This is a genomic window from Paractinoplanes pyxinae (genome assembly GCF_026626335.1).
Lineage (GTDB): Bacteria > Actinomycetota > Actinomycetes > Mycobacteriales > Micromonosporaceae > Actinoplanes > Actinoplanes pyxinae.
The window spans coordinates 1-24,346 of the sequence record NZ_JAPNTZ010000031.1 but is presented as its reverse complement, the minus strand read 5'-3'; the positions used below and the strand labels follow the sequence as shown (position 1 = coordinate 24,346).

Here is a 24,346-nt window from a genome sequence, read left to right as displayed (position 1 = left end):
ATCGTCATCGGGCTGATCGGCGCCGGGTCGTTCCTACTCCACCGTGATATGCGAGCTGCTCGCCGAAACCGATGAACACGGCACGAACCGCGGCTACGAAGTCTCCCCCGGCACGAACGGCGTCGGGCCGCCAGCAGCCCGCGTCACAGCGTGTGACGGCCTGCTGCTGGCCAGCGCGCACAATCGGCGGCAGAAGCGGACCCTCGGCGAGGCCGTGCCGCGTAGGCCTTAGGGTCGCTTGGGTGAATGACGTGACCCTCGGCCGTGGCAGCCTTGCCGGGAAAGGCGTCTATGCCGCGCGCGACTATGCCGCTGGCGAGGTGGTTGTGGCGTATCACCTCCGACGGCTGGAAGAGGCCGATTACTACGCGCTACCCGCCGGTGAGGATCTCTTCGTGCACAGCTTCGGCGGGCATCGCTACCTATGTCCGGCGCCAGCCCGCTTCGTGAACCACTCCGACGACCCGTCCTGCTATCAGGACTTCGACCTATGCTGCGACATCGCTCTGCGGCCTATCAGCCGAGGTTAAAAGATCACGATCGACGCCAACGCGGAAACCGATCGCGAGCTGAGCACCTTCGCCGAGGCCTACAAACACGCGCTCGAACGACGATCGGTGCGTGATGTTGCCGCCTTGATTAGTGGTGAGGCCGTCCTGTGGCTGGACAATGACGTCGCCCGTGGCCGTGACGCTGTCGTCGCCGCACTGCTCAATGCCCGCCTGGCGTCGTTGTCGCAAGTCGAGTGGTCCATCGGCACGGGCCGTTGGGAGGCCTCTGCTCCACCACAGCCCACACGGTTCAAGGTCGCCGGTACCTGACCATCTTGCTCGAAGTCCTTGCCGGGAACTGGCAGATCGTCTACCAGCACGTGTAATAACCACGTCGTCGGCGCCGAGTGCACTGTTCTCGGCTACTTGCGGACGTGCAGGCCTGCTCACCGGCAGCTTCATGCAGCAGGAGAGCGCTGCTGGCCGCAGAGGTGACGCTCGACATCATCGAATTCGGCCGCCTGGTCGGTGACCGCCGTGAGTCGGCCCGATGCCGGCCGAGTTGACCAGTGACGCTGGCCCGGCTTGGGAGTTTCTCGCCGCGGCACCGGCGTTGCCCGCGGTGCCGTGACCCAATGGGCGGCATCGTCCGCCGGATCAGCCACCTGGGTAATATCCCACGTTCGGACGGTTAGTCAGTTTCCGGGGGCGGGTGGGGTCGCGGTGGGCGCAGCTGTGCCGACCGCCTTCGGCTCGGCCATGGACTTCGTGGCTGCCGCCGTCAGGGATGTTGCCGAGTTTCTTGATGTCGACGTGGATCAGGTCGCCCGGTGAATCGTGTTCTTAGCGGCGAATCGGCCGGCCCGTGGCCCGGTCGAGGTAGGCGAGCCGCGTGAGGTGGTAGCGGGTCAGGACCCGCCTGCACGGTGGCTGGGTTCAGACCGAGCAGGTAGGCGATGCGGGCCGGTCCCCAGCGGCGCAAGACCCGGACTTTGACGATCCGGTGTTCAGTACGTGTCGAGGTCCGGGCCGGGCTGCGGTGCGAGCGGGACGAGTGGTCGGACGTGCCCTGCTGGTCCATCACTGCGATAGCGGTCGGCCCAGCGTTTCGCCGTGGTCAGTGAGACCCGGAAACGTTCCGCAGCGCGGCGCAGCGGCCAGCCGTCCTCGACCACGCAGCGGGCCAGGCGCAGCCTGCCGGTCTCGGACAGCGGTGCATTACGGTGGGGCATGAGGGCCTGCGCAAGTTCGAGGTAGGACGCCGCAATCCACACCGAACCCGAAGGCCCTCATCTATTCAAGATCTTCCCGTCCCTAACGTCCGTAGTCAGGACAGCTAATCAGCTGCCACAGGTAAGGTTAGTCGAGAGGGGTGGGACCCAGCAGCCGGATTTCTTCGATGTCCATGCTCGCTTGGAGGTCGCGGAGCACGTAGTCGTCGATCTTTCCGTCATCGCGCAGTTGGGTGATCGTCTGACGTTTGTGCTGCAGTACAGCGAGTCGTAATCGGTGTTCCTGCTGTTGGTAGCGCACGGTCCCACGCTCGTCGTCGCCGCCGTTCTCGGCCCGCAGGTCGGCGATGTGGGCTTCGTAGTCGGCTCGGATCCGCGACACCATGTCGTCCGGTGCGTTCATCGACTGCGCGAATGCGGGTAGTGCTGCTAGAGCAGCCTCGGACGCCTTCACGCTTGCCTTGCGGGTTTCTTTCCTCCGCGCTTGATCACCGCCGTCGAGTCCGGCCCATCGCAGCACGTAGGGCAGGGTGAGACCTTGCAGCAGGATTGTCACGACGATGACGGTGATGGTGGTGAACACGATGAGGTTGCGCTCTTCATACGGCGTGCCGTCTGCCAGCGTCGACGGCACCAGGAGCGCCGCGGCGAGCGATACCGCCCCGCGGAAACCGGCCCAGCCGCTGGCGGTTCGGACCTTCCAGTTCGCGCGGCGGGTGCGCTGAACCGCGCGTCGGTCGACCAGCCGGATGATCCACGTGATCACGTGCACCCAGGTCAGCCGGCTGAGTATGACCACGGCGCTGGCGGTGAGGGCGACGACGAACGCATGGCTGAGGGTCGAGCCGTCGATGCTTCGGAGCGCCTGTGGTAGTTGCATCCCGACCAGCACGAACAGGCCACCGTTGAGCAGGAACGTTGACAGGTCCCAGAATGCGAAGGTCCCGAACCGCGATCGGGCGCTGATCACGCGCGGGCCGTAGTAGGACAGGATCAGGCCGGAGACGACGACCCCGACCACGCCGCTGGCGTGGACCACCTCGGCGGCCAGGAACGCGACGAACGGGGTAAGCACCGACAGGCCGCCCTCGACCAGCGGATCCTCGAGACGGCGACGCGTGAACACCACGAGCGCGCCGGTCAGCGTCCCGGCCAACATGCCGCCGGCGAACGACCAGAGGAAACGTGCGGCGAGCTCCGGCGGGCCAGGTACTGACCCGCCCTCGAGCGCGGTGAGAGTGACGGCGAACAGCACCAGGGCGGTGCCGTCATTGATGAGACTCTCGGTTCGCAGAGTCGTCAATGTGCGCCGAGGCATCCGCTTCGCTAGGCCGGCGACAGCGGCGGCATCGGTCGGCGCGAGAACGGCGCCGAGTATCCAGGCCGCGCCGGCCGGGACACCGACCGCTTGCAGGGCGTAGGAAATGGCGACCATCGTGGCAACGACCAAAGCAATCGCACTGAGCAGAATGACGCGAAGATTGGCGCGGATCTCACGCAGACTGGTGTTTAGGCTCTCGTAGTACAGGATTGGCGGCAGAAAGAGCAGCAATACTGCTTCGGGTGGAAGCGTGACGTCCGACAACAGGGGGATGAGTGCCAGTAGCGCACCACCGACGATCAACAACACCGGCGGGGCGACGCTGTATCGTCCGCCGACGGTGGTGCCGATGAGCACCGCGGCGCTCAGGACAACAACGAGCAGTAACGCTTCCATACTGTCCTTCAGATCGTTCTGAAGCATGCGTGGCCAACTTCGGCGAGCAGCACTGTTACGGCGTGCCGGTCCTCGGCAGGGCAGATTCGGCGGGCAGCAGCAACAAATTCCTCACCCATGTCGGTGGCCTCGCGATGCGCCCCAGCCTCACGGGGTCACCAGGCTAGCTCAGCGTCGGTCTCTCGTTGATCGACAGCCCGTTCCCATTACGCAACGACTCGCTCCCATTCTTGTATGAGGCGTTCACGGACCTTGAGCTTGTCGTCTCGCTCCTCCAAGAGGCGTTGCCGGGTATCCATGAGCTGCTTGCGTCTTGCCGGCGTCTGCGACCTGTGGAGATCGACCGTCTCTGGGCAGCCGCATCCTGCCGTCTCGGCCTGATTCGATACTGCGTCTCGTCGCGTCGTCTCGCCCTCGGAACTAGCGTTATGCATGCCCGGTCGCGCCGCGCTACCTATCAGGATCGCAGCTGACAGCGCGACTTCCGCATCGCCCTCCTCCTGCTGCCAGCAGTGATCGTCCTCATCCATAAACCTGAGCATCGCACCGTCTCGCCCCGCCCGCCGTGTCAGCCTTCGACCGGAGCTTGTCAGCGCAGGAGAAGCCAGCCAAAAACACGAGGATGACATTGCCATGCTCATGCCGGCTGCTCGAGTGGACCGCAACGACACACAGATATCAATAAAGATGATCATCGGCATCCTGTAGCACGTTGACGCCCAGCCGGCGGGTGAGATCGTGACCGGCACTCTCGGCGCTGGGGTCAGGCGGCGCGGTAGGAGGCGTTTCGCGGTGTCGGAGTCAGGACGAGCGTAGCGTCGCGATTATGGCCGGGGGGCGAGGGCTGATCGCAGTCCTGCGGGGTACGGCGGTGAAACGCTGGCGATCGCCGAATCTGCTGATAGCCGTGGTACTGCTCGGGTTATTGGGGACATGGTTGTCGGCGGCGGCGATCCGGCGAGGTGATGAAAACCGGGCCGCGCAAGCGTTGTCGGAGCAGACCGACACCGTGTCGCAGACGGTATCGGCCGAGGTCCGCCGATACGGCAACACACTACGTGACGTCGCGGCTGCCATCGGCGCTCAAGCTGTGCTGCAGGCTAATGAGTTCACGGCAATCACCGCCCCGATCGACCGGTCCCGGCTACCCGGTGCCTCGGGTGTCTCGTTGCTGGTGCCGGCCAGCACGGCGCAGATCCCGGCGGTGCAGGCCGGCTGGCGAGCACGCGGCGCGACCGATCTGACGTTGCATCCGGCGGATGGCTTTGACAATCACGTGTTTGCCGTGTTGATGCGGCCGCTGGATGGCAACCCACCCTCCGTCGGACAGGACCTGGCGATAGCACCAGCGGCGATACGGGCACTGACTTTGGTCCGCGAGTCACGACATGTAGCCGCGAGCCAGCCATACCATTTGCTGAGAGATGCGGCCCTGCCGGTAGCACAGCAGCAGTTGTCGACCCTGATGGCCGCGCCGGTCTATGCAACGTCGGCGCAGGCGACCGACCGGGGCCAGTTCCGGGGTTGGGTGGTGCTCGGGCTACGCGGGGGTGACTTCCTGCGCCAGAGCATCGGGGTGGTTGCCCGCGACAGCGTGGCGGTGACGTTACGCGACACCACCGGCGACGGGCGCCATATCGTGCTGGCCGCCTGGCAACCGTCCGAGGTCACTGTACGCCCGGATACCACCCGCACCGTGACAGTGGACGCCCCGCAACGGACCTGGCAGTTGCAGATCACCGCGACCACCCGGCTGCTACCCGGGTCGGCTTTGCATCTGCAAGCGGCAGCGTGGCTGGTCGGGTTGATGCTGACCGCTTTGCTGGCCGGATTGACCGCCACCGTCACCACCTCACGTGACCGGGCCCTGCGCCATGTTGAGGACGCCACCGCCGCACTACGCGACGACATCACACGCCGCGAGCAGGTGGAAGAGCAGCTACGCCGCCGCGAAGCCGAACTTGTCGGGTTCGCCGGGGTCATCGCCCACGACCTACGCAGCCCCCTATCGCGCATCAGCGGCTACGCCGACCTGCTCCACGACGAAGCCGGCCCCGAAGTGAGCGCCGATCACGACCGCTACCTGCAACGCCTACGCACCGGCGCGGCACAGATGTCGACGTTGCTGGATGACCTGCTCGACTACGCCACCGCCGACAACCGGCCTCTCACTCGCACAGCGGTAAATCTGGACACGATGGTCGCCGACATCGTCACCGAACGCACCACGCTCACCACCGGCGACACCGATCAGCCACCGACGCTCATTGTCGGACCGCTACCCACCATCGTCGGCGACCCGAGCCTGCTACGACAGGTTCTGGACAACCTTATCGGCAACGCCATCAAATATACCCACCACGGGCACACACCGCACGTGGAGATCAGCGCCCAGCAGCACCCCGGAATCTGGCGCCTCGAAATCAGCGATCACGGCATCGGCATCCCCGAGCACCAACGCGACACCATCTTCACTCCCTTCACCCGCGCCTCCGGCAGCGAAAGCTACCCAGGCACCGGACTAGGCCTGGCCATCGTGCACCGCATAATCGAACGCCACCACGGCCACATCACCGTCACTGCGAACACGCCCAGCGGCAGCCGGTTCACCATCACCCTGCCCGACATGGTCACCAGCACACCCGACCGCATCCCCGCCGTAACCAAGGAACTTCTGCCGACAGCAGACATCGCGCTCAGCGATCGAGCCAGGGCAAGGACCGCCGCCGGCGCATCTCCTGGACAATGGCGAGCAACCACTCAACCGCATGACAAGCCCACTCAATGACGTCTTGCGCCGCACGGGGCCCCGCTAGGCAAAGCTACCCGCGTTGGGTGACACCCGGCCGGCCACCGTGTCCCTCCTGCGGGGGGGATCCCCCGCCCAAGCCCAAGGCGTCACGCTCGATACCACGAGCCCGAAAGTGGAGGATGGCGATGACCAGCACCGGCAAGACCGTCAAGCGATGTGGATGCCGCAACAACCACGACCAGCGCCTCGAGCAGCACTGCCCGAAGCTAGCTGAGCGCGGGCACGGCTCCTAGTAGGACTTTGTTAGGTGGGGACGGGTTGGTGGCAGTGTGGGCAGAAGCCGAGCCAGGTGGCGAGTTGGTATTGCAGGTGCCGTAGGACGGCGTAGAGGCTCAGGGCTGCCCTGCTGCTTTTGGGTCGGCCGCCCGTAGCTGGCTGAGGAACAGCTGGGCGGTGGTGGCGAGGGTGACGTGGCGGTGCCAGCCGATCCAGGATCGGCCTTCGAAGTGGTCGAGGCCGAGGCCGGTTTTGAGTTCGCGGTAGTCGTGTTCGATACGCCAGCGGCTTTTCGCCAGCTGGACCAGCTCGGGCAGAGACATGTCGGCGGGTAGGTCGGACAGCCAGTAGTCGCTGGGCTCGGGTTGTCCGGGCGGCCATTGCACCAGCAGCCAGCAATCGGGCAGGACCCCGTCGTCGGCGGGTGGCAGGCCTTCACGGACGGTTCTGCCTGCGGGGCGGACCCGCAGGGTGGAGAAGTGCCCGGACAAGGTGCCGGCGGGTCGATCGCCGCCCTCAGCTGAGGGAAGGCGTTCACGCCAGTGCACGAGGGTGGCCTGGCCGGCGCCGTGTCCGAGGGCGAGGTCTTTGATGCTGCGGGCCGGGTCCGGATAGCGCGGGGTGGGATATTTCCCGACGCCGGCGTAGGTGACCGCGGTGGGCTCGGCGTGACCGGGCTGGGCGGTGGTGGTCGAGGTGGTCGCCACGACGAAGCTGATACCGCGGTCGGTGAGTCCTTGACGGAACTCGGCGACCTGCCCGTAACCGGCGTCAGCGGTCAGCAACGGCGGATACAGCTCCCAGCCGGCCAACTCGTCGATCATCTCCAGGGCCATCAGCCATTTCGGTCGGTACCGTTCATCGTCGGGGATCCTCGACGCCGACCGCCGGGCGAGGATCTGGGCGATCCGTTCTTCACGTGGGACCTCTTTACGCAGGTGAGGTTTCTTCTTCCCGGCCTCGTCCAGGGTGACCGGCTGCCGCCGCAGACGTCGGGCGTGGGTGTTGGCGACCTTGCCCGTCTCGTCAGGCACGCAGGTCTCGTCCCAGGACTCCGGGACGAACAATCGCCAGTCCAGCACCGCCGACGCCGTATCGGTGGCCGCGTGGACGCTGACCGCGATTTGACAGTTGCCGACCTTGCCGAGGGTGCCGGAGTACTGCCGGGCCACACACGCCGACGCCGGACCGTCTTTCGCGAAGCCGGTGTCGTCGACTACCCACACCTGCGGCTCGATCAGAGCGACAGCAGCGGTCGCAACCCGGCGCCGGACACCGGTCACGTCCCACGTCGACGAGGTCAGGAACTGTTGCAGCTGCTGGTGATCAACGCCCAGACGGGCCGCCATCGGCTGCATCGACTTCCGCTGCCCTTCGAGCATCAACCCGCGCAGATACCGCACCCCGGTCTCCCGCTGATCGATCCGCTTCAGCCCGGCGAACACCTCAGCAGCGAACTCCTGGAGTTGCACCCGGACCTGCTCCAGCCCGCCCTCATCCACACCGGGCAGCCAACCATCACCACACGGCCACTACAAGCAACACGCCGCAACGACCTAACAAGGTCCTACTAGTTCTTCCACTGCTTCGCACCGAACCTGTTCGGCCGCTCTGAGCGCATCCGCCTAGGCGGCTACCCCTCCCAGACCGCGGCCCGGCGAGCCCGTGACGACACCCTCGCCGACCGTGCCGCCCGCCGCTGCGGCGACGGCTGGACGCTCGAGCGATGGCTGCGGCACTGGCTCGACAACCCCGCACCTGGATACGGCCGACCACCTGCCTGGCCCACACCCGCGACGTCGAACTCGTCCTTATCCCTCACCTCGGCCACTACCGGCTCTCGGACCTCGACGGGCCCCTGCTGCGCGCCGTGTTCGCCGATGTCGCCCAAACCACCAACGCCAAAGGCAAACGTCAATCCGCGTCGGCGCCCACCCACCTGCGCACCACCCTGCAGACCGCGCTGAGCCTGGCCGTCCGGGAAGAGCTGATCGAGTTGAACCCAGCCCGGCACATCGAGATCCACGGCTACCAGCGCCCGCACGCCCAAATGTGGACCGAAGGCCGCGTCGGAACGCACCGGCGAACATCCCGCGGTCGCCTTCTGAACCGCCAGGCAACTGAGCAACTTCCTCGAGTGCGTCGTCAACGACTCGCTGTTCGCGCTCTGGTGGCTCGCCGCCCTGCGCGGGCTACGCCGCGGTGAACTCTGCGGCCTGAAATGGGCAGCCATTGACCTCGACCGGGGGCTGCTGTTCGTCGAACGCAACCGCACCACCGTCGGCTATGAGGTCGTCGAAGGCGAACCGAAGACCGCCGCCGGACGGCCGGCCGTCGTCCGCGACAAACACACCGTCGCCGTCCTCGCGCACACCGCCGCCAACTTGACCGCCGCGACCGCCGCCACGCCGCCCACCAGACGTGGACCGACTCCGGCTACGTGTTCACCCGCAAGGACGGCGAACCGATTAATCCCAGCTACGCCACCACCCGGTTCCGGATCCTGATCGACCGCGCCGGCCTCCCGCCGGTCCGGCTGCATGACCTGCGCCCACGGCGCTGCGTCGCTGGCTCACGAGGCCGGGGCGGATCTGAAGACGCGGACGATTCTTCGCTGTCTTCTGCATGATGCGTTGCCGGGTGTGTCGAGCGGCGGCAAGGACCAAGGCGGCGGTAGCGTCAGCGCAGCGCCGCTGGGAGTCGGGCAGAATGCCGAATACCGCGGTGCGGACCGTGGGTCAGTTCTCCTCGGGCCGGGTGCGGCCTAGGTTCTGTCCCGCGGATCATGTCCGTCCGGGACGGCGCGTAGCCAGTCGAGCAGTTCGATCAGGTCGAGGGTGGCTTGGTAGTTGGTGCCGAGCTTGTCGTAGCGGGTGGCCAGTCCGCGCCAGTGTTTGCGCCGGTTGAAGCCGCGTTCGACCTGGTTGCGATGCCGATAGGCATCAGGGTCGAACGCGGGTGGGCGACCGCCGCGAGAGCCGCGGCGTTGCCGGTTGGCGATCTGGTCGTTGGGTTCCGGGATCGTCGTGCGGATCCGCTTGCCGCGCAGGGCCTGCCGGTTAGCGCGAGAAGAGTAGGCCTTGTCGCCGGTCACCGACTCCGGCCGGCTGCGCGGCCGGCCGATCCCGCCAGGCCGGGCGACGCTGACCTGCTCGAGCAGCGGGATCAGCTGGCGTGTGTCAGCAGCTTGACCTGGGGTGATGAGGGTGGCCAAGGACCGGCCACGACCGTCGGTCAGGGTGTGAACCTTCGTGGTCAGCCCGCCGCGGGACCGGCCGATGCCTTCGCGTGCCTGCGTTTCGGCAACCGTCAGCCCCTTTTAGCAGCTCCCGCAGCGTGCTGGTGAGTACGCACGATCGTGGCGTCGACCTGCGCGTTCCAGTCGACGTCATCGTTGAGTTTAGCCAAAGCGATGACCTGGGCCTTCATCCGCGCCCACGTGCCGTCGTCCGCCCACCGCGTGAACCGTTGATGTGCTGTTTTCCACGGCCCGTAACGCTCGGGCATGTCCCGCCACGGAGACCCGGTCCGCTTGACCCAGCAGATCCCGTTGATCACCTGCCGGTGATCACGCCACTGCCCACCACGGACGGGCTGAGCCGGCAGCAACGGCGCCAGCACAGCCCATTCCTCGCTACTGAGATCACCACGCGCCACACAGTATCCAACGACCGTCATCCATGATCGCCACGCATGATCCGCGGGACAGAACCTAGGCGGGCTTGTAGCCACAAGCCCGCCAACACCGCGGCGATCGTCAGCCCACCTGCAATCGCGGCGGGAGGCCCGGAAGCAAGTGCACCGACCAGCACCGCCGACATCACGGCCAGGACGCAGATGATGATGGATGCCGCACGTGAACGCGGCCATCTTCGGTGGCGTGACAGCGTCCGTGCCAGCCGAGGATCGGCGGCGGTCAGGCGCGCGTCGATCTCCGCCAGCCTGCGGCGTTCCACGTCATCCAGCACGACACACCTCCACACCGGGTGCGCTTTCAAATAGCTTACGACGCTTCACCACTAGGAGACACTGTTGCGGAGCCGACCCAACGCAATACAAGCAGCCATTCCGGCATGACCCGCCGCTCATGAGCTGGGCGATGATGCCGATGGGTTGAAGGTGCGTGGCGTCGTCGCGCGGTGGACCTCGTCTGCTTGGAGTCGCCGGAATGACTCAGCGTGCCCACGCCCTGCAGCGATGGTTGACGCGGGTGATCTGGGCGGACCCGGTGACGCGCTGGTGCGCCGTGGTCTGCCTGGCGGCCGCGTCGTGGTTTGTGTACGTGGTGCTGGTGTCACCGGTTGAGCCGATGCTGGCCGGGTGGTGCCTGACGCCGGTGACAGCCGCTCTGGCGGCGTCGGTGTGCTGGCGGTCCGGGTCTACAGCGGGCCGGTCACCGGCGTCGCGGGACTTCTGGCGGCGGGTCGCGGTCGCCTTGTCGGTGTTCAGCGCGTCAATGACGGTCATGACTGTCGACGCGGTGAATCCGGACCTGTCGATGACGACCCGGCTAAGCGTGACCAGTGCGACACTGCACGCCGCCGGGCTCGGTCTACTGATGTGGCCGCTGTTCACACTCCCGGTCGGGGCGCGTAGCCGTACTCAGCGGGTGGCATTGTGGCTGGATCTTGGCACGGTCGCTGTCGCCGCGATGACGTTCGCATGGCATTTCGCCGCTGATGCGATCCTGGCCGCGCCGGGACGTAGCACCGTGACAACAAGTATCAGCATTGCTTTGATCTCCGGCGGCCTGGTGTGCGTGCTGATCATCGCCAAGGTCGCGCTGGGCGGAACCCCGGCCTTGCACCCGCGGGCGCTGTACCTGCTCGGAGCAGCGCTGGGCGTCGGCGGGCTGGGAACCGCTCTGGTGGTCGTGTTCGTCCAGGAAACGTCGGTCGACACCAGCCTGCTCGTGGTACCGGTCGCGGTCCTGCTGATCGCGGTGGCCGCCCAACAAGACCTGATCCGCACCGGCGATCCCGCGCCCGCCGCTGTGACGCGTCCGCGGCGGCGGTTCAGTGTCCTGCCGTATGTGGCGGTAGCCGCCACCGACGCGTTGATGATCGTGGCGATAGCAGATGATGCCGATGACCGGTTGCTGGTCGCCGCAGCCGGTGTCGGCCTGACCGCGTTGGTGGCGTGCCGGCAGATAGTCGTGTTCCGGGAGAACGACATCCTGCTCACGCGGCTGGATGCCGGACTACTCGACCTGCGCCACGCCGAGCAGCGATTCCGCTCCCTGGTGCAGAACTCCACCGATGTCGTATCGATTGCCGACGCCGCCGGCAACCTAACGTACGTCAGCCCTTCAGTGCACCGCGTTCTCGGACGTCGTCCCGAAGTTCTGGTCGGTATGTCGTTCACCGCGCTGACCCACCCCGACGACCAGGCCACAGCCGCTGCAGCTACCACCCGGGTCACCGCTGAGCCGGGTGCGACCGACTTCTGTGTGCTGCGTCTGCGGCACGCCGACGGGTCCTGGCGATGGCTAGAGGTAACGAGCGCGAACCTCCTGCACGATCCGAGTGTCGCGGGCGTTGTCAGCAATGCGCGGGACGTCACTGAGACACGGCTGGCTCAAGATCGGCTGCAACATCAAGCTACCCATGACGATCTGACCGGGCTACCGAACCGGGCGTTGTTCACCGAACGACTGGCCGCGTGCACCGGCCAGGACGCGGGCAAACGGTTCTCGGTGATCATCGTGGACCTGGACGGATTCAAGACGGTCAACGACACACTCGGCCACGCCGCCGGCGACGGACTGCTGATCGCAGTAGCCGGTATGATGCGAGCCGGCGTACGAGCGCAGGACACCGTAGCCCGGCTCGGCGGTGACGAGTTCGTCATCCTGCTCGACGGCATCTCCGGCAGCGCCGTCGACCAGACCGTCGCTCGGATCATTGCCGCTTTCACCGCGCCGGTAGTAGTCGACGAGCATCGCCTTGTAACGCGGGCCAGCTTCGGAATAGCCGAAGGGCGCCCCGGTGACGACCCCGCACAGGTGATGCGGCATGCAGACATTGCCATGTACAACGCGAAGACACGCGGTAACGGTGGCTACACGCACTACCGCGACGGTATGCGACCGCCCAGCAATCCTGACCCCGATCCGCTCCATGTGATGGCAATGACGACAGGCAATACCGACGCCACCTGAGCATGACGTCTGTCGCCGTCCGTCAGCGATCCCAGCAAGCCGGTCGAGGCGCATCACCTCGAGTGCATCTGGATCTTCGCGCGCGAAGGCGGAAGCCACCTCTCAGCTGGTGGGGATGAGGCGAGAATCCTGCCCCACCCCCATAGAACCGTCGGAGACGGTTGCTAGCCGCACCTCGCGAAGCAGTTACACCGATCGTTCGAAAGCCGTGGCTGGTGCTGTACGCGCACGGGAGGGGCCGCGTCGCGATGCGCGGCCTGCCCCGAGCGAGTCGTCGGCCGGTGTCGTGTCCGCTTGTAGCGGATCATCGGTCGCCGTCGAGGTGGGCGTAACAGCGGTGTCGGAGTGCGACGCGGCCGTGTCGCTCACCGTGCCCAGCAATTTCTCGGCCTTCTGCTGGACCTGCACCACCGTGAGGTGATCTTAGGATCCGCGGGCGGTGGCGACGATCTGCTCATACTTCTCGCGACCCGCGCGGCTGCCGAGCACGTACCCGACGGCGAATCCGGCGGCGAACTTGAGAACTCTCATGCTGTTTCGCTCCTGAAGACGGTGAGTGGGTGTTTCAACCGGGCCCTGGCTGGCGGCCTTCTGCACACCGGCGGCGCCGGCACTGTCGACGGCAGCTTTGACGACGGCAAAGGTCGCCCCTTGCAGCGCGGCCGCGAGCAGGATTTCGGTCCAGCCGCGGTCCTGGTCGGTGGCGTTAGGTGCTGTCCCGTGCATCATGTCCGTCGGAGACGGCGCATAGCCAGTCGAGTAGATCGACCAGGTCGAGGGTGGCTTGGAAGTTGACGCCGAGCTTGATGCCCCTATGGATGTCAACCCGTCGGCTGGACCGTCGCTGCGGCGATGATCTTGCGGATCTGACGCGAGATGAACCATTTGAGGCGAGTCTTACTTTAGAGCGGCGCGTCTCCTAGACGGAGTAGGCAGCGGTTTGACCGGCACCAAGTGCCGCAGCGACAGCCGCACCTCGAACTCGTGCCTCGACTCACCTGCCATTAGAGGTGATGCCTTGACCTTTGGTCGAGAGGGTCGTGCCCCTTTTCTGCCGCCTGTCGAACTGTAAGTCGGCGGGCGGGGTTGAAGTCAGCTGGGCTAGCTCTGTTACCCATGAAGAACGCGCTTTCGGCACCGCCACTGGCGATCAAGGCTTCATCTGCCGGGTCGTCGGGAGCCGGAGCGCCGGCCGCTACGCGAAGGCCCAGAATTGCGCGGTCGCGTCGGCTGGTCAATCGAACCATCGACGGCACCCGGACTGGAGAACGACACCGCGGGCGCAGACCGAGGGGCGGCCGGTGGCGGCCATTGCACCGCCGTGATCTGCTCTCCTGTGACTGGCACCGCGGGTGAGATGTGGTCTAGGTGGCTGGTGTTAAACGGCGGTTGGTCGGCGTAGCCGACCGGCCGCCGTTGTGGTTTGGTGGCGCGGGTGGCTGGTCGGGGTGAGGCTCAGAGGTTTAGGGTCCAGCCGGTGGTGAGTCCGAGGGTGGCGAGTCGGGCGAGGTTGGTGGCGGCGGCCAGGAGGGTGAAGTCCGCGTTGATGCGGTCGCGGCCGCGCATGCGGGCGCGGCGGCCGCCGTGTCGGCGGCGCATGAGGTGGGCGAGTTTGCGTTCGACTTTGGGGCGGGTGGCGCGGTAGTCGGCCTGCCAGACCGGATCTTGTTGCCGGGTTCGGGCTGCGGTCAGATGGGTTTCCCAGCGACTGATGGTGATCTGCCGGCCGGTTTTCGAGGCGGTGCACTGCTCGCGCAGGGGGCAGGCGGTGCAGGCTTTGCCGAAGTCGGCTTTGCCGGCGTGCCGGGCGTGGCCGGTCACCGGCCGGATCGCGATAGTGATGCCGTTCGGACAGGTCACCGTGGTTGTGCCGAGATCGATGATGAACAGCTCTTTGGTGAACTTGCCGGCCGGCGCGTTGGGCGGCTGGACCTTGGTCTTGATGTCGATGTCCTGCTCGTGCAGGTGGGCGAGGACCTCGCCGGCGCCGTAAGCCGAGTCGCCGTAAACCGCCGCGTCACCCTCACCACCGGCGGCGGCAGGCTGGGCCAGGTCAGCGATCAGCTCGGGGACGGGCTGGGCGTCACCGGTATTGCCGGCGGTCACGCCGGTGGCGGTGATGATCTCGCTGTCCGGGTCGATGGCGATGTGGGCTTTGTAGCCGTCGAAGCCGCGGTGGCTGGTCTTGTGTCCGTGCCGGGCCTGCGGATCGACGGTCGAGATCACCCGGTCGGTCGCGACTTTGCGGGCGATGCGCAGCAGCCCGTCCGGGTCGGTTTCGAGATCCTGGCCCAGGACGGTGACCAACAGGTGCATCGCTTGAGTGACCGGCTCGCCCAGGCCCTCACGGCCGGCCAGCAGGCTCAGCAACGCGTAGCCGTCCCGGGCCCTCGAGTCGATCAAAGCGTCCCGGGCTGCCTTGTCGTCCCAGTCGACAGCCGGCTTCGCCGAGCTGGCGTAGTCGTCGCCAGCGGTCAACACTGCCCGCAACGGCCCGGCCATGTCTGAGCCGGCCGCTTTGAGCAGGCCACGAATCGCCGAGCGGATCAGCGTGACGGTGTCCATCGTCGCGACCGCGTCATAAAGCGGGGTGGAGTCCAGCACCCGCCGCCGGCCGATCAACCCGGCCTCACTCGCGGCCGCCAAGGCGACCTGAAAGATCCGGTCCGGGCGATCCGAACGGCGTAGCCGTTCGCGCATGTCGACCAGCACGGTGTGGGCGAACCCTGTCCGGCCGATATCCCAGCCGCCGGCCCCGGCGGCATAGCGCCAGCGGGCGTCGAAGGTGAACCGGTCGACCGCTTCTCGATCCGACAGCCCTTCCAGGCGCTGCAGGACCATCACGACCGCGACCACCGACGGTGGCACCGACCGGCGGCCGGTCCGCGCGAACAGATCGCTGAACAGGCCATCGGGAAACAACCGGTCGCGGTGGGCGTGCAGGAACACGAAAATCGAGTTCGGCGGCAAGGCCTGGCCGCAGAACCGGCTGATCGGATCAAGAAGATCAAGCTGCTGCGACGCCCTGCCCAAAGCCATCACAGCAATCTAGTTGATATAGATAGAAAACGATGGCTGCCACACCGTGGCAAGCCATCGTTTAACACCAGTCACCTAGGAGGCGCTGCGCCAGAGTGGCATCGATCTTGAGGTCCGCGCTGATACGTACATCGGCGGCGGTCGCCAAGTCCGCGACGTCATCGCTGGCGAAGGCAATGGGGCGGAGAGTGCTGAGTCGCCGAGCGAACTCTTGAGCATCGATCATCTGCAGCCATGTCCCCCGGGTTGCTTTGGCCCAGCATAACCGCCACATCTATCGGCTGCCTCTGTACCCGCCCCAGGTGATCGGGGAGTCTCATGCTCAGCACATAGAGGCTCTGCGCTGCCTGGAGAATGAGGGTTATGGAGGCGCGCCGGGCTTTCCAGCTCCCGACGTCTGCTTCCTGTGACGTTTCCGGCTCTGCACCGCTCACCGACTGCGCGCTTTTCATGACCGACGAATGTGTCGGCCGCGATCGTCGGCACCTAGGTCGTCTCCGCCGAGATTTGTGCCCTATCGGCGCTTTCGCCACTGGACCGATCGTTTTGGACGTGCCCTTCCGCGTGTTCGTCAGCGGGTAGCGCGGACGAGGTTCTGCGTCGCCGAGGAAACAGGTGGCAGCCGCATACAGAGCGCTGATCGAACATAGGTACGATACGCGTGGACAGGTGATCCGGGACGGCTACCGGACGGGGCGCTTGGTGAGCGAGTCCGCGACTTACCTGGCGGGCGGCGTTCGGGCGCAGTAATTTGTACGGGTTTCTGAGCTCAGCGACGGCCGGTGGACGGTGTTCTTACTGGCGTTGCCTTGGGACGATCACGGGGCGGAGAAACAACCTTTGCCACGGCTGAGCGTGCGTGCGAGGCGGCCGACGCGCTGTACGCGATGGGTCTTGACGGCGGTCGCTGGGATGTGCGCCGTTGGGGCTGGCAGCGCCCCTGGGGCCGTTGACCACACCAAGTAGCGCGTCTGACCATCACTGAAGAGGTCGGTGGACCAAGCCTGCGCAGCGATCGATTGCCGCGTTAGTAGCCGAGTCGACGCACTCGCCGCAGGAACGACTTGAGGTCGAAGACCGGGATGCGGGGGGTCTGCCGCCGCCGTACGAGGCGGGGCAGACGGAACTGCACCCAGACATGTTTCTGGTCCTGTTCGACATACCAGCCCATGTCCGAGGCCAGCTCGTGAGTGATGTGCAGTCCGCGGCCACCGGCTTCCAAAGAGCCTGCGTCGTGGATCTGCGGCGCGGCGGCGAACGCATCATCGGCGACATCGAGCACCAACGCGACCGGTGAGCGACTCAATTGCACTGGCACCGTAGACCGGCCGTGCCGCAACGCGTTGGTCGCTAGCTCGGTCACGACGATCGTCATCCGCTCCACGAGATCGTCGCGTTCAGGACCCGCCATCGGCACCTGTGCGTCAATCGCCTCGCACAGCGATGCCCTCAACGGCCCGAGGTGGGTGTAATCGGCCACAACCCAATGCCGGATTGCCTCGGCAACCGGAGCAGGCGTGAACCGCAGACTCGCCACGACTCTTATTTACCCGAGCCCGGCTGCGTCACACTCCCCGGTCGTTTCGCGTGCCACGGCCCCGGAAGGCCTCAAGGCCAGCGGTCGTCACGTCAGCCCGGCCCTTCACTGAGGTCGTCGGCAGTGCCGGTCAGCAGTCCAAACACGCCGGTGATTCTCATGACGCGGGCTACCGCGCCCGCTGGATTGGTGACCCGAAATTCCTGCCCGGCCTCGCGGGCATAGCTATAGGCGTTGATCAGCGCCCCCAGCCCGGCGGAGTCGATGAAATTCAGCTGCGTCAAGTCTGCAGTCACCGTCGTAGTACCGGGTTGCTCGAGTTCAACGATCAGCAGAGCACGCACCGCATCAGCGGCGGCCATATCGATCTCACCAGCAAAATGCACAGTGTGTGTCTCACCATCGATGCCGATGCGCGAGGTCCATGGCGGTGTCTGAGTCATCGTGCTGCCTCACCTCGAACCGGCTCGCCGCGTATGGAACGCCCAGTCAGTCTGACTACCCCCTGCCATAGCTCCAGCAGCCTGCAGGGGAGCGTTCCAGCCGGGCGGTGCGCACGATGATGCACCGCCAAGCCCGCAAAGTCACGCATCAGCTGCTAGAGACTTTTCGTGGTCAGGGTCAGGTCGGCGCTGGTGGTGATAGACCCGTTCCGGTGAGGTAGGCGTCGATCGGGCCGTGGCGGTATTGCATCTTCTTGAGACGGTTGTTGACGGCCGCTGAGAGAGTGCCGGCTTTCCGGGCGGGCAGGTTTCCCAGGCTGCGTTTCATCGCTGACCAGATCTTTTCGACCGGGTTCGACTCAGGCGCGTATGACAGGCAACTGGTAGACCCGAAGCCACGGCCGGGCCGAGATCAGTGTGCGCATGCGAGCGGACTTGTGTGCGTTCGGGCCGTCTCAGATCAGCACGATGGGTGCCTGCAGCTACTGGTAGGCAGCGTCGAGCAGGCGGGCAAAGTCGTGTTCGCGGAACCCTTTCGGTTCTCCTGTGCGGCCGCGGTGGGTCATCGTGCCGTAGATCAGCCGGCTGCGTTCGCCGGGCCGATACCAGACCAACCCAGCCACTGACACCCGGGCGTTGCCCGCGGCGGTCACCGCGACGATCGGGGTGATTCCGAGTGGCACCCAGGTGCCAGGCCTTGAGTGGTCTTAGCTTCGCGTTTAACGTCTGAGGCGGGTTCAGTCGCCCGGCGGGGGGACTGGCATGGAGCGGCCACCTGATCACTCTGAGGAGAGGCGAATCTTCTCGGGAGGATCAGGTGGCCGTTGTTCGTAGTGTCGCGCAAGCCGGGTGGGCTGACCAGGGTGAACTTCACCGGTTCCGGGGCGAGGTGTACGACTGTTTCACCGCTCGGGCGGACGCGTTGTTCGATTTGGTCGATGGGCTGTGCACCCCGGTCACGGTCGGTGGAGTCGCCTATCTGAGTCTGGCGCCGGGTGCCCGGCGTGGGCACGGCGCCGCCTATGCCGCGGTGGCGGCGGGCCGGATTGATACGGACATGCTGCGCGATCTGCTCGCCGCGGCCCGGCCGGACCACTGGCAGGCGGACTTCGCCGTGGACACCACGGTGTGGATGCGCAGCGACGCCGAGTGCTCACCGCAGCGCGGTTTCTCCTACCACCCGTCACGGCACTCGGCCGGGCAGCCGATCGTGGCAGGCTGGTGCTATTCATGGCTGGTCGCTCTGTCGGCAGGCGCCGACTCGTGGACGGCGCCGCTGGACACCCGCCGGGTGCTGGTCGGCGAGAACGCCAATGTGGTTGCTGCGCAGCAGATCCAGCAGGTGCTGCCCCGGCTCGGCAGGTTGTCCGCACCGGCGTTGTTCGCGTTCGACGGCGGCTACGACCCGGTCCAGCTGACCGTCGAACTCACCGGCGCCGGGGCACAGATCGTGGTCCGGGTGCGTGACGACCGGGTGTTCTTCGCCCGCCCGCCGACACGCCCACCAGGTGGCCGCAGCGGCGCGCCGCGCCGGCACGGCGCCAAGTTCAGCTGCACGGATCCGTCGACCTGGCCGGTGCCCGATGTCGCCCTCGACATCACCGACGACGTCTACGGCCAGGTGAGCGTCGCCGCCTGGCATCAGCTGCACCCTAAACAGCGCACCTACCGCGAACCCGGCGGAGCACTGCGCATCATCGAGGGAACCCTGATCCGGCTGCACGTGTCCCGGCTGCCCGGCCGCCGTGACCGGGAACCGAAAACAGTGTGGCTGTGGTGGCACAGCGACGACCCGGCGAGCCTGGACCTGAACCGTGTCTGGCGGGCCTACCTGCGCCGCTTCGACATCGAGCACACGTTCCGCTTCGCCAAACAGAGTCTGGGCTGGACCACCCCGAAACTGCGCAGCCCGGAACAGGCCGACCGGTGGACCTGGCTCTCCTCGCCGCGTTCACCCAGCTACGCCTGGCCCGCCCGCTGGTCAGCGATCACCGGCTGCCCTGGCAGCCACCGCAACCAGCACACGCCTTCACCCCAGGCCGCGTCCGGCAGGGTTTCGGCCATCTACTACCACAGATCGGCACCCCGGCCAGCCACCCGAAACCCACCCGGCCCGGCCCCGGACGCCCGAAAGGCTCCCGATCCGCGCCCGCCCAACGCCACCCCGCCATCAAGAAAAACCAGGTCAAGACCCCGAGCCAGCGAAACCCACGTTAAACGCGAAGCTTAGGGTTTGGCCGCATTCGTCGGCGAAGTAGATCCACGCTCCTCACCGGGCGGCGACTCTTTAGCGCCGGCCACTGATAACGGTGCCACCTCGCGATGGCCTGTTTGTCACGTTCGGCTGCCCGGAACGTGGGCATCTGCGCGGTGCAGCCGAGCCGGCGCATCGCCTGCCATGCCGTGGTGAGCCCAACCCGCAGGTGGAACATCGTTGCGATCAACGTGACCACCCGCATCAAGGTCCATCGCTGGTCCTCACCGTGCCCGGCCGGCCCCAGCCGGGCCTTCAGCCAGGCCAACTGCTCGTCCGACAGCTTCGGGTCCGGGCCGCTGGCACCACGCGACACCAAGCCCGAGCGGCCGGCAGCGACCCACACCCGGCGTCACTGATACGCCGACGTCATCGACACCTCCAACATCGCGGCCACCTCAACTGCCGAAATACCCTGCTCGAACAGCTCCGCTGCCCGAGCGCGGACCTGTTCCCGCCGATACGTTGTGCCTAGTCCAGACCACCGCCATAGCCGTAGCGCGTGTGATCAGCAGACGCGAGGCATCCACCCAAAACGATCACCCGAAAGTGTCACAGTGGATCAGAACCAGACCCTCGCACGAGAGGTCTCTAGCTACGCGGAAAACGAGGCGGTGCTGCGCTCGCTCCACCCCCGCCGCCGGGCCGACAGCACCGGGCTGGGTGAGCTGGGCCGTGGTGAAATCGGGATACCGCCGGATGCTGGGCCGCAGCGGCATGGGCGCACGAACTCGCAGGCGTCACGAAGGAGCAGCTCGGGTGGCGCCGCCGGATAAGCGTGCCGCCATGGCCGACTCCCCGGCTAAATTCCTGGCTTGAAATCTTCGGCGGCCAGCGGTGGGAGCGAGAACTGGAGATGGGCTGCGTCGAATCTGACAGCCCATCTCCGCGTGCGCTACATCAGGACTTGAACGCGTCCTTGATGTTCTCGCCGGCCTGCTTGAGCTTGGAGCTGCCCTGGTCGGCCTTACCCTCGGCCTCGAGGTCTTTGTCGTCGGTGGCCTTACCGGCGCCTTCTTTGACCTTGCCGCCGAGTTCTTCAGCTTTGTTGTCGACCTTGTCGTCGAAAGCCATAGCAAACCTCCATAACATCGGCTGGCTTTTTAGTACCCGCTAAGGCCAGTCTCAACCCGCGGAAGGGCACGGGTCGTGCTTCTACACGTTGGGCTATGTCAGGTACAGCAGTGCGGTGTCGTCGTTGTGTTGCTCGATGTTGTGACGTCGAACTTCATCCCGCGGGGTGTCGTGCAAGCCAATGCGGGCGATCTTTTTCAGGGCAGGTCGGCGGGCCTGGCGAGGTGGTAGCCCTGACCGTAGGTGACGCCGAGTTCGGTCAACCGGGTATGTTCGGCGGCGGTTTCGATGCCTTCGGCGATCAGGCTGGCGCCGATCCTGGCGGCCTCGAACGACGCAAAGCTGGCCTTCACTCGCGCACCGCTACAGCTGTCGGCGTACGGCTCAAATACTTAAGGTCGGGACTAGCAGAACCTAACCAACCGACCGAGTGCATGTGGCAGGAGATCCCCATGCCCTGTCGAGACTGATGAAGGCCCCGCCCGCAGCGCGCGGGCCAGGGGCTTTCATCGCGTCCGACGCGCGCGTCTCCGTCGTCAGGCGATGTACAGCAGGGCGGTGTCGTCGCTGTGGCGTCCGCCGTCGTGGCCCTGGACCTCGGCCAGAACCGCGCTGAGGTATTCGGCCGGATCCCGGATCGAGGCCAGGCGTGAGGCGAGCTCGAGGAAGCGTTGCTCGCCCAGGCGGGTGCCGTCGCCGGCGAACCCTTCATAAATGCCATCGGTGTAGAGCAGCAGCCCCGCCCCCGGCGGCAACGCGATGGGGGTTTCCTGCCATCTTCCGCGACCGGGGAACATGCCCAGCGCGAGATGGGAACGTACCGGTGCGGGCGAGGCGCCGTCGCGGGTGACGATCAGGGGTGCGGGGTGCCCGGCACTGACGAAGACCGCCTGACTGCGGTCAGGGCTGAGACGGACGGTGCAGGCGGTGGCGAACATCGCGTCATGAGGGCGTTCGGCAACGAGTACCTGTTCGAGCAGCCGCATCCGGTCAGCTTTGCCGACGCCGGCGAGGGTCAGGGTACGCCAGCCGACACGCAGCCCGACCCCGATCGCGGCCTCGTCCGGGCCGTTGCCGCACACATCGCCGATCAAGGCGTGCACGGCCCCATCCGAATCCTGAACGACGTCATAGAAATCGCCACCGAGTAAGGAGCGTCGCTGGCCGGGAACATACCGGCTGGCCACCACCAACGCAGGGTCGGTCAGCAAGGGCTTCGGTAGCAGGCCGCGCTGCAGCCGCAGACTCTCGCTGGCCTGCAGACGCGTTTCACGCAGCTGCCGTTCGGTGGTCTGGGCATGGCGGCGCTGCACGGCGTACTGGATGGCGCGGCCGAGCAGACTCCCGTCGACGTGCCCCTTGACCAGGTAGTCCTGGGCGCCGGCCGTCACGGCTGCGTTACCCATGGCCGTGTCGTCCAAGCCGGTCAGCACCACGACAGCGGTGTCCGGCCACCGGGTCAGAACCCGGCCGAGCGCGGCCAGCCCGTTACCATCGGGCAGGTTCAGATCAAGTAGCACACAGTCGGGTGTATCGGTGCTGGCGGTTGCCTCAGCCAACGTTCCGGCATGCTCGAAACGGTTCGCCAAGCCACTGTCGTCGAGGTACTCACGCGTCAGGAACACGTCAGCCGGATCGTCCTCGATCAGCAGAATCCGTACCCACGGGGCGCTCGGCGCCGCTGCCACGCTCACGTCCACCCCGTAGCCCCTACACTCCGGAACCGCTCCAGGCATCGGGCCCGAAGCACATCGCAGTTTACGACCCATCGCTGATCAGCCCCACCGCGGCGCATCACGACCCAACACGAGAGAGACCTTCGAATAGCTGCTCGGCACTGCAGTAGCCCTGCTGGTAAGACGCGGCCGGCCGGGTAACGGGCACAATCTGACACCACCCCCGCTAAGGTCGTCGCAGCCAGGCGGACGTCGGGCCTATCACGGCAGGCGGTTCATCACCGCTCTGATGAGGGCGGCGACCGTGGGCAGGTGGTCGGTGCTGATCAGCTGGGGTGAGGACTCCGTCTGGATGCAGACCGCGGCGCCGTAGCCGGCCCCGACGACCGCGACGACGAGCTCGTTCGTGATCGGCTCGTCCAACATCATTACCGAGCGCGCACGGCCGACCAAGTCCTCCAGTGATCCCGGAAGCCCGGCGACGGAGGTCGCCGGGCAACTCACGATGACCATGGTGTCAAGGTCAGCGGCGACCAGGTCGCGCAAAGACGCCGCCGCGGCAGCAACCGCGTCAGCGGTCGCTGCGCCGGCCGGTTGACGTCCGGCCGCAATTGCCCAGGGGGTACCGGCGGGCTGATGAAATCCTGGTCGGGGCGCGCGTAGAGCACTCGTGCCGGTGTGGTCGAACGTGTATCCGATGTTTGTCAGCGGGGCCGGCCGGCCGAACAGCCAGCCCTGCCCCCAATCCGCGCCTAGGGCGCGGGCGGTGACCAGATCGGCCTCGGTTTCGATGCCTTCGGCGATAACTACGGCGCCGGTGCAGTCTGCCTCAGCGCGCACCACCGTGCAGACGGTGGTGGTGTCGGCAGCCTGGGGGTGGCGGAGCAGGCTCATGTCGAGTTTGATGACTTCCGGTTCCAGGACCGGCAGGAAGGCCAGTGACATCGGGTCGACGCCGACGTCATCGAGGGCTAGACCGTTGCCGTATTGCTGCACCTGTCCGGCGATGCGCAGCAAGCTTCCCGGCACAGCGGGCAGGGCCCGTTCGGTGAATTCCAGGATTTGACGAAACGGCAGACCGTTGCGGACCAGCTCGATTAGGCGAGGCGACAGCGGTTGATTCATGACACCAGGTTCACCGTTGACGAACACCAGCGGCGGCATTACCGAGGCGGCGATCGCGTCCTCGAGTGCCCGTTCGCAGCACAGCAGATCGAGCTCACCGACGACTCCGGCGTCGCGGGCTGTGGCAAACAGCCGGTCGGGGAATTCCAGCGTTGAACCAGCCGGTCCGCGCGCGAGTGCTTCGACACCCACAACGGTGCGGCTGGCCAGATCCACGATCGGCTGGAATACCGGCTGCACCAACCGGTCCGCCAACACCGTATGAATAGTGACCGCACCTACCGGCGACACTGGCTCCGGCGTTGCCACAGCGGTAGACGCTACACGCATGGTCAAGTCCTTCCAGCCGGTCGTGTCATCGTCATCGGCACGCCGATCAACGGCTTGAGCAGACCCGAGCAGAGACTTCCCGACGTTGCCGCCGAACAGAATTCATCGCAACGAGTTGCACTCTCAGCGTCGCTCAGACCTCGTCAGCATCAGAAGACCGCAGTTGGGCCAAGACCGGGTTGCGTTATGCGGATCCTCCGCCGCGAACACTGGCGGGCCGACGGGCGGTCAGCCGATATG

General features: G+C 66.2%; 20 protein-coding genes and 2 pseudogenes. 5 read left to right on the top strand and 17 right to left on the bottom strand.

What is annotated here, in order from left to right:
• The first annotated feature begins 242 nt into the window (after window positions 1–242).
• Complete coding sequence (locus tag OWR29_RS47645; protein ID WP_267570338.1) at window positions 243–530, top strand: SET domain-containing protein; 288 nt, start codon at window positions 243–245, stop codon at window positions 528–530.
• A gap of 669 nt (window positions 531–1,199) precedes the next feature.
• Here the strand turns inward: OWR29_RS47645 and OWR29_RS47640 are convergent.
• The 3 genes and pseudogenes from OWR29_RS47640 to OWR29_RS47630 all read right to left on the bottom strand — a co-directional run.
• Window positions 1,200–1,723 (bottom strand): annotated as a pseudogene (locus tag OWR29_RS47640) (helix-turn-helix domain-containing protein); the annotation flags it as partial.
• A gap of 127 nt (window positions 1,724–1,850) precedes the next feature.
• Window positions 1,851–3,467 (bottom strand): Na+/H+ antiporter, encoded by a 1,617-nt coding sequence (locus tag OWR29_RS47635; RefSeq protein ID WP_267570337.1) that lies wholly within the window; start codon window positions 3,465–3,467, stop codon window positions 1,851–1,853.
• A 179-nt stretch (window positions 3,468–3,646) separates the two neighbouring features.
• The gene (locus OWR29_RS47630; RefSeq protein WP_267570336.1) at window positions 3,647–4,141 is read right to left on the bottom strand and encodes a hypothetical protein; all 495 of its coding nucleotides are present in this window, start codon (window positions 4,139–4,141) and stop codon (window positions 3,647–3,649) included.
• Window positions 4,142–4,311: 170 nt separating this feature from the next.
• On the opposite strand from OWR29_RS47630, the gene OWR29_RS47625 reads away from it, so the two are divergent.
• The gene (locus OWR29_RS47625; protein ID WP_267570335.1) at window positions 4,312–6,228 is read left to right on the top strand and encodes a sensor histidine kinase; all 1,917 of its coding nucleotides are present in this window, start codon (window positions 4,312–4,314) and stop codon (window positions 6,226–6,228) included.
• A 356-nt stretch (window positions 6,229–6,584) separates the two neighbouring features.
• Here the strand turns inward: OWR29_RS47625 and OWR29_RS47620 are convergent, their stop codons facing one another.
• The gene (locus tag OWR29_RS47620) at window positions 6,585–7,970 is read right to left on the bottom strand and encodes an IS701 family transposase (protein WP_267570334.1); all 1,386 of its coding nucleotides are present in this window, start codon (window positions 7,968–7,970) and stop codon (window positions 6,585–6,587) included.
• A 224-nt stretch (window positions 7,971–8,194) separates the two neighbouring features.
• On the opposite strand from OWR29_RS47620, the gene OWR29_RS47615 reads away from it, so the two are divergent.
• On the top strand, window positions 8,195–8,674 hold the full coding sequence (locus tag OWR29_RS47615; RefSeq protein WP_267570333.1) for a hypothetical protein: 480 nt from the start codon (window positions 8,195–8,197) through the stop codon (window positions 8,672–8,674).
• On the opposite strand, the gene OWR29_RS47610 is transcribed toward OWR29_RS47615, so the two are convergent.
• The 3 genes from OWR29_RS47610 to OWR29_RS47600 form a co-directional block, all read right to left on the bottom strand.
• Window positions 8,661–8,840 (bottom strand): hypothetical protein, encoded by a 180-nt coding sequence (locus OWR29_RS47610; protein WP_267570332.1) that lies wholly within the window; start codon window positions 8,838–8,840, stop codon window positions 8,661–8,663. The genes OWR29_RS47615 and OWR29_RS47610 overlap by 14 nt on opposite strands.
• Before the next feature lie 392 nt (window positions 8,841–9,232).
• Window positions 9,233–10,125 (bottom strand): IS5 family transposase gene (locus tag OWR29_RS47605; RefSeq protein ID WP_438872753.1). Its coding sequence is split into 2 segments (ribosomal slippage): window positions 9,233–9,783 and window positions 9,783–10,125, totalling 894 coding nucleotides; the frame shifts between segments, so codons are not numbered across the junction.
• Between the two features lie 17 nt (window positions 10,126–10,142).
• Complete coding sequence (locus tag OWR29_RS47600; RefSeq protein ID WP_267570331.1) at window positions 10,143–10,436, bottom strand: DUF3040 domain-containing protein; 294 nt, start codon at window positions 10,434–10,436, stop codon at window positions 10,143–10,145.
• Between the two features lie 200 nt (window positions 10,437–10,636).
• On the opposite strand from OWR29_RS47600, the gene OWR29_RS47595 reads away from it, so the two are divergent.
• The gene (locus OWR29_RS47595; protein ID WP_267570330.1) at window positions 10,637–12,628 is read left to right on the top strand and encodes a sensor domain-containing diguanylate cyclase; all 1,992 of its coding nucleotides are present in this window, start codon (window positions 10,637–10,639) and stop codon (window positions 12,626–12,628) included.
• Between the two features lie 570 nt (window positions 12,629–13,198).
• Here the strand turns inward: OWR29_RS47595 and OWR29_RS47590 are convergent.
• The 5 genes and pseudogenes from OWR29_RS47590 to OWR29_RS47570 form a co-directional block, all read right to left on the bottom strand.
• Window positions 13,199–13,348, bottom strand: a pseudogene (locus tag OWR29_RS47590) (DUF4235 domain-containing protein); the annotation flags it as partial.
• A gap of 735 nt (window positions 13,349–14,083) precedes the next feature.
• Window positions 14,084–15,667, bottom strand: coding sequence for an IS1182 family transposase (locus OWR29_RS47585; RefSeq protein ID WP_267570329.1), 1,584 nt, complete (start codon window positions 15,665–15,667; stop codon window positions 14,084–14,086).
• Between the two features lie 1,027 nt (window positions 15,668–16,694).
• Window positions 16,695–17,204: an ATP-binding protein gene (locus tag OWR29_RS47580; RefSeq protein WP_267570328.1), complete on the bottom strand. Its 510-nt coding sequence runs from the start codon at window positions 17,202–17,204 to the stop codon at window positions 16,695–16,697.
• Between the two features lie 92 nt (window positions 17,205–17,296).
• Window positions 17,297–17,647 (bottom strand): STAS domain-containing protein, encoded by a 351-nt coding sequence (locus OWR29_RS47575; RefSeq protein ID WP_267570327.1) that lies wholly within the window; start codon window positions 17,645–17,647, stop codon window positions 17,297–17,299.
• A gap of 482 nt (window positions 17,648–18,129) precedes the next feature.
• Window positions 18,130–18,330 carry a hypothetical protein gene (locus OWR29_RS47570; protein ID WP_267570326.1) on the bottom strand — a complete coding sequence of 67 codons (201 nt, stop codon included), beginning with the start codon at window positions 18,328–18,330 and terminating at the stop codon, window positions 18,130–18,132.
• A 134-nt stretch (window positions 18,331–18,464) separates the two neighbouring features.
• Here OWR29_RS47570 and OWR29_RS47565 point away from each other — a divergent pair, with 134 nt between their 5' ends.
• Window positions 18,465–19,877: a transposase gene (locus OWR29_RS47565; protein ID WP_267570325.1), complete on the top strand. Its 1,413-nt coding sequence runs from the start codon at window positions 18,465–18,467 to the stop codon at window positions 19,875–19,877.
• Here the strand turns inward: OWR29_RS47565 and OWR29_RS48370 are convergent.
• The 5 genes from OWR29_RS48370 to OWR29_RS47540 all read right to left on the bottom strand — a co-directional run bounded on the left by OWR29_RS48370 (window position 19,861) and on the right by OWR29_RS47540 (window position 24,085).
• Window positions 19,861–20,217 carry a helix-turn-helix domain-containing protein gene (locus tag OWR29_RS48370; RefSeq protein WP_438872752.1) on the bottom strand — a complete coding sequence of 119 codons (357 nt, stop codon included), beginning with the start codon at window positions 20,215–20,217 and terminating at the stop codon, window positions 19,861–19,863. The two genes, OWR29_RS47565 and OWR29_RS48370, sit on opposite strands and share 17 nt — an antisense overlap.
• Window positions 20,218–20,801: 584 nt before the next feature.
• Window positions 20,802–20,975 carry a CsbD family protein gene (locus OWR29_RS47555; RefSeq protein WP_267570324.1) on the bottom strand — a complete coding sequence of 58 codons (174 nt, stop codon included), beginning with the start codon at window positions 20,973–20,975 and terminating at the stop codon, window positions 20,802–20,804.
• A gap of 197 nt (window positions 20,976–21,172) precedes the next feature.
• Window positions 21,173–21,328: an EAL domain-containing protein gene (locus tag OWR29_RS47550; RefSeq protein ID WP_267570323.1), complete on the bottom strand. Its 156-nt coding sequence runs from the start codon at window positions 21,326–21,328 to the stop codon at window positions 21,173–21,175.
• A gap of 183 nt (window positions 21,329–21,511) precedes the next feature.
• Window positions 21,512–22,675 (bottom strand): PP2C family protein-serine/threonine phosphatase, encoded by a 1,164-nt coding sequence (locus OWR29_RS47545; protein WP_267570322.1) that lies wholly within the window; start codon window positions 22,673–22,675, stop codon window positions 21,512–21,514.
• Window positions 22,676–22,912: 237 nt separating this feature from the next.
• Window positions 22,913–24,085, bottom strand: coding sequence for an EAL domain-containing protein (locus OWR29_RS47540; protein ID WP_267570321.1), 1,173 nt, complete (start codon window positions 24,083–24,085; stop codon window positions 22,913–22,915).
• Window positions 24,086–24,346 lie beyond the last annotated feature (261 nt).

Coding starts and splice junctions, on each gene's coding strand:
- OWR29_RS47585 (WP_267570329.1), bottom strand. CDS start 15,667: ATGGCTTTGGGCAGGGCGTCGCAGCAGCTTGATCTTCTTGATCCGATC.
- OWR29_RS47575 (WP_267570327.1), bottom strand. CDS start 17,647: ATGACTCAGACACCGCCATGGACCTCGCGCATCGGCATCGATGGTGAG.
- OWR29_RS47635 (WP_267570337.1), bottom strand. CDS start 3,467: ATGCTTCAGAACGATCTGAAGGACAGTATGGAAGCGTTACTGCTCGTT.
- OWR29_RS47595 (WP_267570330.1), top strand. CDS start 10,637: ATGACTCAGCGTGCCCACGCCCTGCAGCGATGGTTGACGCGGGTGATC.
- OWR29_RS47630 (WP_267570336.1), bottom strand. CDS start 4,141: ATGCCGATGATCATCTTTATTGATATCTGTGTGTCGTTGCGGTCCACT.
- OWR29_RS47555 (WP_267570324.1), bottom strand. CDS start 20,975: ATGGCTTTCGACGACAAGGTCGACAACAAAGCTGAAGAACTCGGCGGC.
- OWR29_RS47615 (WP_267570333.1), top strand. CDS start 8,195: ATGGCTGCGGCACTGGCTCGACAACCCCGCACCTGGATACGGCCGACC.